Source organism: Bacteroides pyogenes (assembly GCF_014196225.1).
GTDB classification, from domain to species: Bacteria; Bacteroidota; Bacteroidia; order Bacteroidales; family Bacteroidaceae; genus Bacteroides; species Bacteroides pyogenes_A.
The window spans coordinates 289475-305932 of record NZ_JACIDI010000002.1; the positions used below are offsets into that span (position 1 = coordinate 289475).

The window sequence follows — 16458 nt, forward strand, 5'->3', positions numbered from 1 at the left end:
ACGTTCGACGGATGCACGGCAGCTTCCGTTACAAATGCTCTTCGAAATAGCGGATGATTTTCTCGTACAGATGCACCCGGTCGCGCCCCGATACGTTGTGCTTGTGACACGGATAGATAAAGAGATCGGGATAAGTGCGCGCGTCTACGCAGGCTTTCATGAACGACAAGGTGTGTTGTGGCACACACGTGTCGTCGTGATCGTCATGAATGATGAGCAAATGCCCTTTCAGCTGTCCGGCAATATTCTTCAAATTACATGCCTTGTATCCCTCCGGATTGGTTTGCGGAGTATCCATATAGCGTTCACCGTACATTATCTCGTAATAGGCCCAATCGATTACCGGCCCGCCCGCTACTCCTACCTTGAATATTTCAGGGTAACGTAAAAGAAGAGCCGTACTCATGTGTCCGCCGAAGCTCCATCCGTGCACACCGATACGGTTTCCGTCTACATAAGGCAGCGACTTGAGGAATTCTACTCCCTTTACCTGATCTTTTCCTTCCTCAATGCCCAATTGGCGGAACGTACAGTTTTCGAACTCCAGCCCGCGATTGGAACTGCCCCGGTTGTCGAGCGTAAACATTAGATAGCCTTTGTTTGCCATGTAGATGTCCCATCCCCGTGTACCGTTCTGCCATCCTCCGTTGATTAACTGCGCATGCGGTCCGCCGTATACATAGACGATAACCGGATACTTCCTGCCCGGATCGAAGTCTGATGGCTTCACGAGCCTATAATGCAGGTCGGTCGTTCCGTCGGCGGCTTTAATTGTTCCCGTTTCGATAGAGGGCATTCGGTAACCTTCGTAAGGATTGCGGGCAGCAAGCAGACGAACGCTTTTGAAGCTGCGCGTGTCTGTGAGATCGATATTGCGGGCTTCCGTCCGGGTGGAAGAATAGTCGATGAGATATGTGCCGGAGCTGCTCAATGTGCCGTAATGACTGCTCTCCACGGTTTTATCGAACGGACGGTTCATCTTTCCATTCGATACATTCACGGTGTAATGCCCGCTGCTCAGTCCGTTTACTGCGGTGAAAACCACCTCTTTCCGTTTGGCGTTGAAGCCCAAAACATCGCTGACCAGCCATTCGCCTTTGGTCAACTGTCGGGTCTTCAGGTATTCACGATACTTGGCTCCGCTTTTCCCCTGTTGTGTGTCTCCGTAGAGGGGCGTTTTCAAATCCATCAGATAAAGATGGTTGAAACCGTCGCGCTGGCTTTGGTAAATAAACTTAGTGTCGTCCCACGGAAGAAAGAGGATGGGATGCTGGGGTTCTACGTACTTCTCGTGCATCTCCTCGTAGAGCACTCTGACGAGTCTTCCGTTTTCTGCATCATACTGGCAAAGCTTGGCGTGATTCTGGTCGCGGTTGACCTCGATGAGGAAGAGACTTCTCTCATCAGGCGACCAGCTGATATTGGTGAAGTAGCGGTCGGTAGGATCGCCCATTTCCAGATAGATGGTTTCTCCGGTGGACGGGCGGTATATGCCGACTTTCACCTGATGACTCGTCATTCCTGCCATCGGGTAGCGGATATTGTTCGTTTCGGCAATACGGGTGGTTACATCCACCAATGGATATGGAGTCACCATACTTTCATCCATCCGATAGAAAGCCAGCAAGTTTCCTTTCGGGCTCCAGAACGTTCCTTTCGATATACCGAACTCATTGCGATGTACAGATTGTCCGCAGACGATCCCCGCAGGCTCGTTCGTCACCGCGCGGTTGTCGACATATAGATTGTTTCCTACGGTGTATGCCACTCTTCTACCGGCTGCGCAATAATCCTTATTGGCTGCCTTTGCCTGTATCTCGAGTGTATGAACCACTTGGTTCGTCTTGAAGTCGTATGTGATGTATTTGTTTCCTGTATTCAGCAACACATGAGTCTTGTTCGCCCACGGAAACCGAACATGGTAAAGACTTGGAAGTTTTCCCGATCGGTTTTTTTCAAGAGTTTCGTTTATCCGTTCCCTCGTTACGAGCACCGTTTCTTTTCCCGTTTTCGGCTCAACAGCATAGATCGTATCCATGCTCGGTTTGATACACTCGTCTCCCCACCATTGCAGCCCGTACAGGTTTTCTGCGTAACGATAGGTCTCACCGCCGGGGATTAAGTCTTCCAGTGTGAGTGTCTTAACTTCTTGTGTCATAACATTGATTGCGATTGGTAGCGCCGATAATAGCATCATGGCTCTTGTTCCAATTTTACTCATTGCTTATTCCTTATTTATAATGTTTTCCAGTCTTATCCACCTTGTTTTAGCGGAAGCTTTTAGCATTCGGATGACTCTTTTTTAAAAAGCTTTTGCCTTTCAGAAAGCTTTCGCCCTCCAACAATAATTACCTCCAAAAGAAAGTTAATCATAACAAAAACAATCTTCAAAAAACAACAATGTTCAAAAGACAGCCATTTTCAAAAGAAAGTCATCGTCGCATGATATTCCTCACCTTCTTTTCGCACTGCAGCAACGTTCATTCGTCGGTGTTTAGAGTTCGTACTTTCCTTATTCCCCACCGAAAAGTTCACATACGGCTTCTGCTTGTGTCGTATTCCGGATTCATGCTGTCCTACTCCCTTTTTCACGGTAAGAAACCTTGGTTTGTCAATGTTCCGAAATACGTAATCTATTCCCTTTTGGGGGTGCACAAGGTTGATTCACCGACATCTTCGGGCATGATAGTCTTATTCCTTTTCCGGTTCCGGTATTCTCGGTTCGCGATGTCCCTTATATTCTCTCAGAACTTTGGGATCTCTCTTTTCACGAAACTCTCCGCGCGGTTTTCTTTCTCTGTCATCCCGTCTGGAGTCCCTCTCGTCTCGTCTGAAACCTCCTTCTTCTCTCCGAAAAGATTTTCCTCCTTCCCGGCGGGGCCTTTCTGCGCCTTCGCGTCGGAACGTCCGCTCTTCTTCCCGCCTTGCATTGTAACCCCCGTCTCTTTCTCTGCGGAATGGTCTTTCTTCTTCCCGGCGGGGTTTGTATTCTCTTTCCCGGCGGAATGTTCTATTTTCTTCCGAACGGGAATCATATCTGTTGTCTTCTTCTTTGCGAGACTTGTACTCACTTCCCCGGCGATAAGTCCTTTCTCCCTCTTTCCGGAACTTGTGTTCGCTGTCCCGATGAGACTTGCGCATTTCATCTCTGTAAGGGGCGGACTCATCTCTTCCTTCTTCTTTCTCGGCTTCCTGCGTTTTAAATTCTCTGTATTTTCCGTCGAATATTTCGTATTTACGGAACTGGCATTCCAGCGCTCCATTGAAAAGAGGAATCTTTTGGCTGGCTTTGAGTCCTATCTGGTCGAAGCATTCGTCGCGATAGGAGAGAACCCATGCTTCATTTCCCACGAAAGCATGTTTCAACCGTTCGCCGATGGTCTGATACAACCCAAGCAGGTCGTTCGTAGAAATCCGCTCTCCGTACGGCGGGTTGGTGATGATGACCGACTTGTTTTCCGGTTGTTCGAACTGCTGAAAAGGTTGCAGCTTCAATGTCACGTCTTTGGAGACTCCCGCCGCTTTGATGTTGTAAGCGGCTATTTCATGCGCTTTAGGGTTGTTGTCGTATCCGTAAATCTTATGCTCGAAGTCACGCTCCTGCGTATCGTCATTGTATATCTCGTCGAAAAGGTCGGAGTCGAAATCCGTCCATTTCTCGAAAGCGAATCCTTTCCGGAATACTCCCGGAGCAATGTTACGGGCAATCAATGCCGCCTCGATGGGTATGGTTCCGGAACCGCACATCGGATCAATCAGGTCACACTCTCCGCACCAGCCCGTCATCAATATCATCCCAGCGGCAAGTACTTCGTTCAACGGTGCTTCCACAGCTTCCTGACGGTAGCCGCGACGGTGGAGAGATTCTCCCGAAGAGTCGAGCGACAGCGTACAGGTAGTCTGCGCAATGTGGATATTCAGCAAAACGTCGGGTTTGTTGATGCGCACAGACGGACGTTTACCGCTCTTCTCGCGAAAATAATCCGCGATCGCGTCTTTTACCTTATATGAAACGAACTTCGAATGCCGGAACTCTTCGCTGTACACCACCGCATCTATGGCAAATGTCTTATTTTCATCAAGATATTCTTCCCATGGAATGGCTTGTATCTGCTCATACACCTCATCGGCATCTTTGGCAGTGAAATGCTTGATGGGTTTCAGGATGCGGATGGCGGTTCGCAGGCAAAAGTTGGCCTTGTACATCATCTTTTTGTCTCCGGTGAATGAAACCATCCGTCGGCCTATTTCGATGTTGTCGGCTCTTAATGCGGTTAGTTCTTCGGCAAGAGTCTCTTCCAATCCCTGGAAAGTCTTTGCTATCATTTCGAATTGTTCGCTCATATATATTTATCTGTTTCTATTCTTTGCATTGTTGAGATGCCCGTTATCGCAAACCATGTATTTCCGTTTCCTATTTTTTTGCTTTTGTCTGCACAAGTCTGGCACCTGCCGGAACGTCTTCCGTCACCCAGATATTACCTCCTACGGTCGCATCGCGCCCGATGGTAATTCTTCCTAAGATGGTGGCGTTGGAGTATATAATGACATTGTCCTCCAGAATGGGATGGCGTGGGATGCCTTTGATAGGCTTCCCGTCGGCATCGAGCGGAAAGCTTTTAGCTCCGAGCGTAACGCCTTGATAGAGCTTGACATGATTGCCGATGACGCTGGTTGCCCCGATAACGACACCGGTTCCGTGGTCGATGGTGAAGTGGCTGCCTATTTTTGCTCCCGGATGGATGTCTATTCCTGTTTCACTGTGCGCCATTTCGGTAATGATGCGCGGAATCAGCGGTACTCCCAACTCCAAAAGTTCGTGCGCGATGCGATAGTTGCTGATAGCTTTGATGGCCGGATAACAGCAGATCACTTCACCGTAACTTTCGGCGGCGGGATCTCCATTGTAGGCAGCCTCCACATCGGTTGCGAGAATTCTTCTCATGGCAGGCATCTTGCTGATGAATGTAGCTGCCAGACGCGAAGCTTCCTCTTTCTTCGAATCAGAACAGGAAGAACATTTTTCACCGCCACTGACGAAACAAAGTCCGGCAAGTATTTGCTCCGAAAGTAAATCGAACAGCTTTTCGATATTTACTCCGATGTGATAGTTGATAGTCCGGCTGTTGATGGTTGAATTGCCGTAATATCCGAGAAAGAGGATGGAACGAGAGAGCTCGATAATGTCATACAGTACTTTGGCAGAGGGAAGCGGTTCACCATCTTTGTGTTGATGAAACAGTTCTTTGTAAGATTCGCTTTCCGATAGCTCATCGACTGCCTGTGTCAGAATGTGGGTGAAGTTCAGTGGACTCATTAAGTCATTGCTCTTTTTGATACGGGGACAAAGATATTAAAAAAAAGTGAGAAGTATTGCCGGGAAAGTACTTTTCTGGTCGATTGGTTTGCAGAGCATGCAAAATCTCGTACATTTGTTCGCTGATGCTGTGATTCCGATACACAACGTAAGGAGACTCCGCCATTATCATTTTTATTCCGGAAGCGCAAAACTGCGAATCTACAATGTCCGGAATGTCCCGATCGTCAAAATTTAACAAAGATGAATAAATAGAAGATTTGTATGTATTATGAGTAGAAAGGTCTTTCGAATTCAGATTGATGAGAGAACTGAATATCAAGTCGCCCTACATCCTGATTCGGGCAATTCTTTTGCCGAGCAACTGGATAATCTGAAACTGGAATATAAGCAATTGTTGTCTGATATGAAGCTGGGAAATGAAACGCTTGTTTTCGCGAAAGTGTTTGTGTCGGACTATCTTAATCAGCGCGATTGCATGAATGAGCACGTTTTGTTAAAAGAACATTTCAGCAATTGTGCGGTTTCAGTGATCGAGCAGCCTCCGCTTGATGGGAACAAAGTAAACATTCTTCTATGGTTGGTACAGGGAGTCGACTTGCATAAGAAAAGATGCGGCGACCTTTTCACCATCCAAGCAGGATCCTTTACGCATGTGTTCCATACAATCTGCTGTGAGTCTTCCGGCGAAGCACTTGAAGAAGCTACGAAGAAAGCTTTTGAGACTCATCAGTCTCTTATTGGACAGAGCGGAATGGATATCTTCAATCGTTGTGTGCGGACATGGTTGTATGTGAGAGACATCGACAATAACTACATGCCGGTGGTGAGAGGGCGAAACCGTTTTTTGACGGGAACGGCTTGCGGAAAGATACGCACTTTATCGCTTCCACAGGGATTGAAGGAGCAGGTGCCACTTCCGCCTGCGGATTATGTATGGAACTATACAGTGTGTGCGAGGAAACGAAAATCTGAATTTGAAATATCTTAAGGCTTTAGACTACCTGAATCCCACACATGAATACGGTGTTTCTTTCGAGCGGGGGGGGTATGTATCACTTATCCCGACATGAAGCACATCTTTCATATCCGGAACCGCCAGTATCGATAAGCACGGGAAGTATATATACCGCGGAGATGTCGGTCGGCAACTGGATAGAGTATTCCTGAATATCCGCCACTTACTGCTTGACGCAGGCGCTTCTCTGAGCGATATTGCATGTTTGATTATTTATTTGCGTGATGTTTCTGATTACTTCACAGTGAGCCGGTATATGGAAACTCATTACGGAGAAACTCCTTATGTCATTGTCCGCGGTAAAGTGTGTAGGTCTGAGTGGCTTGTCGAGATAGAGTGCATGGCGTTACAAAGGCAGTAACCATATATATATTATAGATGTCTCGCTGTACATATATACTCACCGTGCTGTACATATATGCCCACCACGGTGGAAATATATAGTCAATACGGCAGGCAGATATCATAAGCGACGGATGAATTTTTATTTCCTCCCGATACGAGCAAAAATTTTACCGGTCGGTAAAAAGTATTCTTTAAAAAGCTGTCAGACATTCGGGAGAAGTCGTTGCAGACACCCGTCTTTTGAAAAAGTAAAGCCTGCCTATCCTTTAAAAACTCTACGGGCAAATGAAAAAGAGGAGAAAGCGGCTACTCTCATTAGAAGAGATATTGCACCCTGCATTGGAAGACATCTACTTTTTGCTTCTCTTTCTGATACCTGTTCACCGTAATATGGTGATAACCGGCGCGAAACGTCACGTTCTTATTCCAGAACAGAGAAAGCCCCACCGTAATGTCCTGCATCTTACCCGCTTTTTCAAATCCGTCGATATACGAACCTGCCAAGGCATCGTTGTCTCTCAGGTCGAGATAGCCGTATCCGAGAGCAAGCTCCAGATTCTTCCGGTCGGGATTGTCCACTCCCGAACCTGTGTAATTGTATTTATAATCCGCAGGATTCACCACGATGCCGCGCGCCGATACATAGAATCCCCCTGTGTTATACTCTTTTCTTTCATCACGCGAAATGTGTGACCAATAGTACTGACTGCTCAACTGGAAGTTATGGTAGATGGCCTGCAACTCCGCCGTAAACTTGTTCTCCCAACGGGCATCGGTGACGTCTATCTCTACCGCCTTCCGCTTATCTACCGAAGTCAGAAAACCTTTTCCATAAAGCACACGGGCATGCTCTCCGTTGTTCGATTCGGCTTTCACGTGCATCGCCGAGAAACCGACATGCAATCCGTATCGCTCTTTCATAACGGGGCGCCACACAAACCGTCCGGCGGCAGTATATCCCTGAGGCCCCGACTTGTCCGTACTCTTACTGAGCGCGGAGTTATCGGCAAAAAGACCGTACTGAAACCAGAGAGGATTGTTATAAATCGTGTGCATGACACCGATACGGCGTCCCGGCTGATAGATGTTCGCTTCCGGTTCGTCCATGTATTCTTTCTTTGCCGAACTGTAAGCCGAAGACAGGCCGAAAGGCACGGTGTAATGTCCCGCACGCACAAAGTTGTTTTTCTCGAAACTATATTGCAGATAAGTATCTTTCAACGATACCACATTGTTCGCAAGGCTGACATCACCCCGCATCGACCACTTTCCATAAGTAGCCTTGAATCCGATACGCATGTCGCGCACGGAAACGCCTTCGTTCATTTTCCCTATTTGCTGCTCGGAAGCATCATTTTGGGCATACGTAGCTGCATCGAACAGAGCGCGTCCGGTTAATTTCACCGAAAACTTATCTTGCATGGACTCCACAACACCCCTTGAAGCCTCTTTCCCTCCGCCCGGTTTCATGGAGAAGTTCCCTTGTACACCTTCTTGTGCGCTTGCCTGTATCGTCCACAAAGCAGCAATACCCCAAACTATAATTTTTTTCATATTCTTCTATTTATATATTGTTTTATCAATCTTTGTCTCGTAGCAGCAATGTTTTTCAGCGAACCGGCTATTGCCCGTCACCGGCGTCTTCGTAATACGGAAAAGCCGATAAATGATTCGAAGCATATTCACGACTGTTCGTCCTCGATGCTTTCGTAGGGGCTACAGCCTCATGCACGATAACTTCGCGCACCTCACTACTGCTCGTCCTCGATACTCTCGTAGGCGCGGATGGCTTCCATGAACCGTCCGTTCACGGCATCCAGCGTATAAAGTCCGTCGGCATTTGTGGAAAGCCCTTTCAGCGATACCTGAAAAATCATCGGCGGATTATCCGGGGTGAGCAATTCGATGTTTCTCAACTGCGCTGTCGACTGGTAAACAAGGTTGATGGCCACATACAGCTTCCCTTCTCTGTCTGCCCATTTTTCTATCACCATCTTACTGCCGATAGGCGTTTTCTTCTCGATAGAGTAGGGGAGTTCGTAATCTTCCACTCCCAAAGCCGCTGCAACCGATGCCAGATTGGAGTCGTGCCCGCAGAGGAAAGTAAATTTACGGTTGTCGGCATTCAGCTCGTCGTACATATAAACCAACAAAGGATGGGCTACGTTGACTGCTACAATCGGCGCCGAAAACAGCACATCACCATAAACGTCCTTAATCTTGGCTATCTTTTCCCAGTCTGCAATTGTCAAATCGTGTCCGAAAGCCGCTTTCTTCTCATCCGGTTCCTCGTAGTACTGAAGGATGAAAGCATCGGACGCCGTGTTCGCCACTTTCAGCGAGCCTTTCATCTTAGGCTCGTCGCCTTTCTTCAGAATAATGCGGGTATTATAGTCGTCGAACGCACAAATCTGTCCCGATTTACATGCCGGAGAATCTTTCAGGTCGAGCACCCTCGCCGTTATGTCGTACGACTCTTTCAGCCCTTCGTTGATACCGACAATCCCTCTTGACCCACCGAAAGCGGCAATTTGTTTCAAAGCCTCCTCCTCAAAACGAGGACCGGCTTTCGTCAACCGCGGAAAGAACACCGGATCCATCTTACTCGGTGTAAAGCGATGGTTCACCCTCACATTGGCAACCGGCAGAAACGCCGCCGTAAAATAATGCGCCGTAGCGATGCATCGCTGCATGCTATTGGCGTATATATTCACCTCATCTTGCGTGGGAACGGCATTCTCCGGAAAGAGTCCCGCACCGACCAGCCACTTGCGGAAGAAAAGTCCGTTCATGGTCTCCAACGCACCTCCCCGGCAAGTAAGTTCACTGGCTGCCGCACTCCAATCGTGCCAAGGATGCGATGTGATCTCCTCCAGCACGCTGCCTTTGGTAGAAAGCGGAGCACGAATATTGTGCCGGCTCAATACCACAACCTCTTTCAGTTGATAGCGGTTTTTGAAGTCATCGGTGCGCTTCGTCTGCGCAGACAATAACGAAGGATACAGCGCAAGTATTGCGACTACCCAAAGAATTTTAAAGAAACGTTTGCCATCCGAATCCGGCAAACCAAGTCTGGAAAAACAATTTGTATCCATAATAGAAAAGTTTTAGAGAGTTCTTAACTGAATTTACGGCAAAAAGAGAAAGAACTCAAATCCCTGCATTGTCGCACGTCTATTCCTATTTTAAGTAACAAATAAAAACAAAAAAAGATTGTCCACAGCAATGCCGACGAATTGCCGGGAAGATTGTTCCTGATTTTAAAGATTTACCGATAATCCGGATAAAGGGCAGGGGAATATACAAGCATTCCTTCTCATTAGTGTCCATCGAAAATCGCCAATCGATCTTTCAAACAACTGAATTTCTGTTCATTATAATATATTCCGAACCGAAATGAGTTGAATCTTCATCTTTAAGCAATACTACTTTTTGTCTTAATTTCCTCAAGCTGCCGGACGAGAATCTGCTGCATGAACTTTGAACAATACAAAGCCCGCCGTATTTGATTTCAAAGGCGGCATCTTATCCATTCTCGCTATGAGCGTGAAGCATACAAAGTCTGCCGTATTTGATTCCAATGCCCGCCCCCTTGAATCTGCCGCATGAACTTTGAGCAATACAGTTTTTTATCTCAATTACTGAAACCCTGCGGCAACGTAACATTTGCGATACCCAAAATATTCGCAGTCTTGATGGGTCTGATTTATTTGATGATTTAATTGTTAACCCGTCCTCTAATTTTCAGCGGCACCAGTGGCTACTTGTCTTCCTTCACCCTCAGCCTGACTAATGTCGAGCGTGTGAAGCATGGAAGAGTATGCAGTCTATCTCCCCCTGACTATCTTCTTGATATCGTTCAGCTTGTTCAAAGCCTCGATGGGAGTAAGGTTGTTTACGTCGAGATTCAGTATCTCGTCGCGTATCTGGCAAAGAATGGGATCTTCCAGTTGGAAGAAACTAAGCTGCATGCCCCCGCGATTCTCGCTTACTTCCGCCAACGGTTTACCCGAAATGCCTTGTTGGCGACTGTCCGACTCAAGTTGCTTCAATATTTCGTCGGCACGCTTCACGATGCTTTTCGGCATACCCGCCATCTTTGCCACATGGATACCGAAAGAGTGCTCGCTTCCGCCCCGTTCGAGCTTGCGAAGGAAAATCACCCTGTTATCCACTTCTTTCACCGACACATTGTAGTTCTTAATCCGCTTGAACGACTTTTCCATTTCGTTCAGCTCGTGGTAGTGCGTGGCAAACAACGTACGCGCTTTGGCTTTGGGATGCTCGTGAATATATTCCACAATAGCCCACGCTATGGAGATTCCGTCGTAAGTGGAGGTTCCGCGTCCAAGCTCGTCGAACAGCACCAAGCTGCGTGTGGAAATATTGTTCAGTATATCCGCCGCTTCGTTCATCTCCACCATAAATGTAGATTCTCCCACCGAAATGTTATCGCTCGCACCCACACGGGTAAATATCTTATCCACCAATCCGATACGCGCGCTCTCTGCCGGAACGAACGAGCCTATCTGAGCAAGCAGCGTGATTAAGGCGGTTTGTCGCAGAAGCGCCGACTTACCTGCCATGTTCGGCCCGGTGATGATAATGATCTGTTGCGTACTGCTATCGAGCATCACATCATTGGCTATATACTTTTCGCCTATCGGCAGCTGCTTTTCAATCACCGGATGGCGTCCCTGACGAATATCGAGCACGTCGCTGTCTTCAATCGCCGGACGAATGTAACGGTTCTCACGCGCCACATTGGCGAACGAAAGCAAGCAGTCGATACGCGCTATCTGATTGGCATTAATCTGTATCTGCGGAATAAATTCCGCCAATGCCTGTACCAGATCGGCATACAACCGCGTTTCCAACGCCATGATTTTGTCTTCCGCCCCGAGAATCTTTTCTTCATACTCCTTCAGCTCCTGCGTAATGTAGCGTTCGGCATTCACCAACGTCTGCTTGCGTATCCATTCCTGCGGAACCTTATCCTTATGCCCGTTGCGCACTTCGATGTAATAACCGAACACATTGTTGTAAGCCACTTTCAGGCTCGGTATTCCTGTCTGTTCGCTTTCTCTCTGTTGAATCTGAAGCAAGTAATCCTTTCCCGAATACGAAATCCGGCGCAGTTCGTCGAGCTCGGCATTCACGCCGTCCTTTATCACTCCGCCTTTATTGATCAACAGGGGAGGGTCGTTCTGAACCTCCTTGTCTATCCGGTCGCGAATGGAAACGCAAAGATTCAGTTGCTCGCCGATGCGGTTCAGGCTCGCATTGTCGGCTTCGAGACAAGCCTGCTTGATAGGTTGGATGGCCTGCAAAGCCACTTTCAACTGCACGACTTCACGAGGAGAAACCCTGCCTACGGCAACCTTCGAAACGATGCGCTCCAAATCGCCGATGAGATGCAACTGCTCTTCAATAAGCTCCTTGAAGCCGGGCTGCCTGAAGAAGTATTCCACCACATTCAGGCGGTCGTTGATGGGACGCTCGTCTTTCAGCGGAAACACCATCCAACGCTTGAGCAGGCGGGCTCCCATCGGACTGATTGTACGGTCGACCACATCTATCAGGCTGCTTCCCCCGTCGTTCATGCTGCCTATGAGTTCGAGGCTGCGGACGGTAAACTTATCCAACCGAACGTACTTTTCCTCTTCGATGCGTGCCAGCGAAGTGATGTGCCCTATTTGCGTATGTTGCGTCATGGTGAGGTATTGCAGAATAGCACCCGATGCGATAATACCGTTTTTGAGATGCTCCACGCCAAACCCTTTCAGATTCTTGGTTTCGAAATGCTTCAGCAGTTTCTCACGTGCCGAACTGTCGGTAAACACCCAGTCGTCGAGTTCAAAAGTAAAGAATTTGCTGCCGAAGTTTCCCTCGAACATCCCTCTTCTTCCGCGTTCGAAAAGCACCTCTTTGGGAGCGAAGTTATTAAGCAGCTTGTCTACATAATCAAACGGTCCCTCAGCCGTGAGAAACTCGCCGGTAGATATATCGAGAAAAGCTACTCCGCAACTCCCTTTACCGAAGTGAACCGCAGCCAGAAAGTTGTTCTCTTTGTAATTCAGCACATTGTCGTTGATAGAAACCCCTGGCGTAACCAGCTCCGTGATGCCCCGCTTCACGAGCTTCTTGGTAAGTTTAGGGTCTTCCAACTGGTCGCAAATGGCAACGCGCTTGCCTGCGCGTATCAGTTTGGGCAGATAAGTATCGAGCGCATGATGAGGAAACCCCGCCATCTCAATGGTTTTCTCTTTTCCATTGGCGCGCTTGGTGAGCGTGATTCCCAGTATTTCGGATGAAATGATGGCATCTGTAGAATAAGTTTCGTAAAAGTCGCCGCAACGAAACAGCATCACCGCATCCGGATGTTTGGCTTTCAAATCCAGAAACTGCTTCATCATGGGCGTGAGGACAATATCTTTATCGTTCATTGTGATTTCTTTCTCTTTTCTCATTGTAGCATACCGATCTTTTTAAGAAGACAAAGATACGGTTTTCTGACAGAGATTCAACCGGATGCGGCTTCCTATTTTTCCAAATAAGTGTTACAAAGCTTCAAAGAAAAGCGGTCTTTTTCTTAACAAAGCAGTCAGAAATACTAAAACATGTTATTAAACACGTTTTTTCGATTGGATAATTTGCAGTTTTCGCAAAAGTGCCTACCTTTGCAATGTGTTTTTCATAGTATTAGATTTAAGGTTAACAAAGGTTGGAGTACAGCGGTACTCCTTTTTTTATGTCCGTACGTTTCCTTACGCTATTTCTTTTCCGCCCAATATACTCCCAATATGATACATGCCGCTCCCAGCAGAGCCACCGGAGTTATCCGTTCATTGAGAATCAGCGAGGCGGCCGCCATCGTTACCACCGGATTCAGATAAATATAATTGGAAGCGCGCATCATTCCCAGTTGCTTGATGACGATATTCCATACCACATAGCAGATGAGTGAAGCCAGCACACCGAGGAAAAGCAGGTTCATCCACACTTCGGGCAAGAACAACACATTCGGAGCGAGCGTGAGAGGATGGAGCAAAAAAGCCGGCAGAATAGTGACCAATCCATAGAAGAATATCTTACGGGTGAGGAATACGGTAGAATAGCGTCCCGTCACTTTCTTTATAATCAGGCTGTAGAATGCCCATAGCAGTGCGGCAAAGAAAGTAAGCAAATCGCCCAACGGAGATATCCTCAGTATCACGCTTCCGTTGAAGACTACCAGACCTACCCCCGCCAATGCAATGAGCGAACCCCAGACAAGTCCTTTGGTCACCCTCTCGCTCCGGTAGAAAAGCATAGAGACTCCGGTAGTAAGCAACGGAGCGGTACAGATAATGAAAGAGACATTGGATGCCTGTGTAATCTCCAGCGCCACATTTTGCAGAAAAAAGAAAAGCGAACCGCCGGAAATGCCTCCCGCCGCCAGCCAGAGTTCGTCCCTGACTGTGTTGGCAAACAAACGCGGGGGCGAAATAACCCAGATGCCGATGTAAGCAATCAGGAAACGGAAAAAGAAAATATCCTGAGGAGTCAGCCCGTGCCGGATCAACACTTTGGTAGAAATAAAAGTCATTCCCCACACGCTTACGGTGAGAATGGCTATCAGATGATAATATCCCTGCTTCAGTTGCATATATTGCCTTCCATTTGAATAACACCGCAAAGATAAATCTAAACATCAATATACAGATGATATTACAATAAAATTACTTCTAAAATGAGGAACACACACGACAAGCACTTCACACGACGAGAGCGAGCATAAAAAGCAGAAACGAATGCAGCAGTATCCCGGAAAACAGGAAAACAAAGAACCTGATTTGCTCTGAAGGCTCAACAAAGCGAAAAGGAACAAACGCAAAAGAAAAAAGAAACATTAGGAAAAATAAAATAAAGTCTGTTCCTTTGCAGCCAAAACTTCCTTTTTCTATCGTATTACAGAAACAAAAACTATGAACAGCAAGCAACGGACAGAAGATGAATACCTGATATTGGAGCAGTTATCCAAAGGCGATTCTGAGGCTTTCCGCAAACTGTACCTGTTCTATTACGATCGCTTATTCCGCTTTGCGCTGACGTTTCTGCACTCCGAACCTGCTTCGGAAGATGTTATATCGGATATTTTCTTCAATTTATGGAAAGACCGCTACACGCTGCCTTCCATCCCCAACCTTCAGGCGTACTTGTATCAGGCCGTGCGAAACGGATGCCTCAATGTATTGAAAAGCGGATATGTATCGAAGCGCGACGACCTTCCCGATACCGATCTGCAAGTGACCGTTTCGCCCGATTCTCCGCTCGACGAGCTTGCTTACAAAGAGCTGACCGAAGCCATCGCGAAAGCGGTTGTATCACTGCCCGAACGTTGCCGCCTCATCTTCCGCATGGCAAAAGAAGACGGAATGAACCACAAGGAAATTGCGGAGGCGTTGAATGTCAAACTATGTACGGTGGAGCGGCAGTTGCTGCTGGCAAAAGCAAAGATAAGAAAATCCATCGAACCGTTTCTCGACCCGCACGAAGAAGAGTAAAAGAACCGCAACACGAGAATAGCATGATAAAGGTGAAGCTGCATACTCAGCCTGCTTTATCCGTATGTACAAGATAGTTTCCCTTCATTGAAACTTTTGTTTCCCTTCGGGGGAACTTTATTTTCCCACGTGGGACAATTTTGTTTCCCCAATGGGAAACTACGGTATCCATGAAAAGAGAAGGAACCGCCGCACTACATAAAACCTGCCCGCAATAAAAAACTTCGAAAAAAAGAGTTTTCGCTTTAGCAGTTTTGCCGTGTGAGTTTTCTATAGAGTATAAAGCTTTAGCAAAACACATCAGAATGTATACAGAAGAAAAGAATAATAAAAAGAAAAGAAAAGCCGACGCGTTGATCGAGAGCATAAGGTTGCAATCTTCCCGTCCGGGCGAAGAATATTCGGCAGAACGTTCATTTTCCCGGCTGATGGAGCGTATCAATGCCATCGACCGTCCGGAGGATATCTTCCGCCTGCGCGCACGTTACTACCGGAAATGGCTTGTTGCCGCCACGGTGTCTCTGCTCATCGCCTTAAGCGGATGGCTCTACACCGCCTTAACGCCCGAAGCCGTCCCCGCGCTCATCGTACAGAGCAACCATACGGGGCTTGTGCAAAACGTAACCTTGCCCGACGGAACTGCCATCAAACTGAACAACCGGTCCAAACTCATCTATCCCGAACGTTTCTCCGGAAAGAAGAGAGAGGTGTTTCTGGAAGGAGAGGCTTACTTTGATGTAGAGCACGACAAGAAGCATCCGTTTGTGGTGCATGCGGGCAGCCTGAAAATCAAAGTGCTGGGAACGAAGTTTACGGTAAACGCGAACTCCACGCTGCCGCAAATCACGGCAACCTTGCTGGAAGGCTCGATCGATGTAAGCAACGACAAACAAAGCATACTGATGAAGCCCAATCAGCAACTGACGTACGACATCGGACAAAACAGCATGAAGCTTGCCGACCTTACGGACACGGCGGACGAAATACGATGGACAAAGAACGTGTGGGTGCTTTCCGGCACTCCTTTGCTCGATATCTGCCGGCGGCTCGAGCAACTGTTCGATGTAAAATTTATCATCATGAACGACGAGCTGATAAACAAATCGTTCACCGGAGAATTCTACACGAACGAGTCGCTCGAATCCATCTTGGAAATCATGCGGATAAGCACTTCGCTCAAATACGAGCGCAGAGGGAAGAACATAATATTGAAATAATAAATTGTAAAACCT

11 protein-coding genes are annotated in these 16458 nt (G+C 47.5%); 4 read left to right on the forward strand and 7 right to left on the reverse strand.

The window, feature by feature from the left end; all coding sequences use genetic code 11:
- Window positions 1-28: 28 nt before the first annotated feature.
- The 3 genes from GGR07_RS02210 to GGR07_RS02220 all read right to left on the reverse strand — a co-directional run bounded on the left by GGR07_RS02210 (window position 29) and on the right by GGR07_RS02220 (window position 5317).
- Window positions 29-2221, reverse strand: a complete 2193-nt coding sequence (locus GGR07_RS02210; RefSeq protein ID WP_122056421.1) for a S9 family peptidase — start codon at window positions 2219-2221, stop codon at window positions 29-31.
- 470 nt (window positions 2222-2691) lie between these two features.
- Window positions 2692-4344, reverse strand: coding sequence for a THUMP domain-containing class I SAM-dependent RNA methyltransferase (locus GGR07_RS02215; protein ID WP_034542203.1), 1653 nt, complete (start codon window positions 4342-4344; stop codon window positions 2692-2694).
- A gap of 70 nt (window positions 4345-4414) precedes the next feature.
- On the reverse strand, window positions 4415-5317 hold the full coding sequence (locus GGR07_RS02220; RefSeq protein WP_034542202.1) for a serine O-acetyltransferase: 903 nt from the start codon (window positions 5315-5317) through the stop codon (window positions 4415-4417).
- 271 nt (window positions 5318-5588) lie between these two features.
- Here GGR07_RS02220 and GGR07_RS02225 point away from each other — a divergent pair, with 271 nt between their 5' ends.
- On the forward strand, window positions 5589-6308 hold the full coding sequence (locus tag GGR07_RS02225) for a hypothetical protein (RefSeq protein ID WP_147298115.1): 720 nt from the start codon (window positions 5589-5591) through the stop codon (window positions 6306-6308).
- 94 nt (window positions 6309-6402) lie between these two features.
- On the forward strand, window positions 6403-6696 hold the full coding sequence (locus GGR07_RS14140) for a Rid family hydrolase (protein ID WP_081723991.1): 294 nt from the start codon (window positions 6403-6405) through the stop codon (window positions 6694-6696).
- A 299-nt stretch (window positions 6697-6995) separates the two neighbouring features.
- On the opposite strand, the gene GGR07_RS02235 is transcribed toward GGR07_RS14140, so the two are convergent.
- The 4 genes from GGR07_RS02235 to GGR07_RS02250 form a co-directional block, all read right to left on the reverse strand.
- Window positions 6996-8234 (reverse strand): porin, encoded by a 1239-nt coding sequence (locus GGR07_RS02235; protein WP_256680543.1) that lies wholly within the window; start codon window positions 8232-8234, stop codon window positions 6996-6998.
- Window positions 8235-8431: 197 nt separating this feature from the next.
- Window positions 8432-9775 (reverse strand): histidine-type phosphatase, encoded by a 1344-nt coding sequence (locus tag GGR07_RS02240; protein WP_051990525.1) that lies wholly within the window; start codon window positions 9773-9775, stop codon window positions 8432-8434.
- Window positions 9776-10507: 732 nt separating this feature from the next.
- On the reverse strand, window positions 10508-13126 hold the full coding sequence (mutS, locus tag GGR07_RS02245; protein ID WP_034542287.1) for a DNA mismatch repair protein MutS: 2619 nt from the start codon (window positions 13124-13126) through the stop codon (window positions 10508-10510).
- Between the two features lie 326 nt (window positions 13127-13452).
- Window positions 13453-14328, reverse strand: a complete 876-nt coding sequence (locus GGR07_RS02250; RefSeq protein WP_034542199.1) for a DMT family transporter — start codon at window positions 14326-14328, stop codon at window positions 13453-13455.
- Window positions 14329-14647: 319 nt separating this feature from the next.
- Between GGR07_RS02250 and GGR07_RS02255 the strand changes: the two genes are divergently transcribed.
- Complete coding sequence (locus GGR07_RS02255; protein ID WP_034542198.1) at window positions 14648-15226, forward strand: RNA polymerase sigma-70 factor; 579 nt, start codon at window positions 14648-14650, stop codon at window positions 15224-15226.
- Between the two features lie 305 nt (window positions 15227-15531).
- Window positions 15532-16443, forward strand: coding sequence for a FecR family protein (locus GGR07_RS02260; RefSeq protein ID WP_122056422.1), 912 nt, complete (start codon window positions 15532-15534; stop codon window positions 16441-16443).
- Window positions 16444-16458 lie beyond the last annotated feature (15 nt).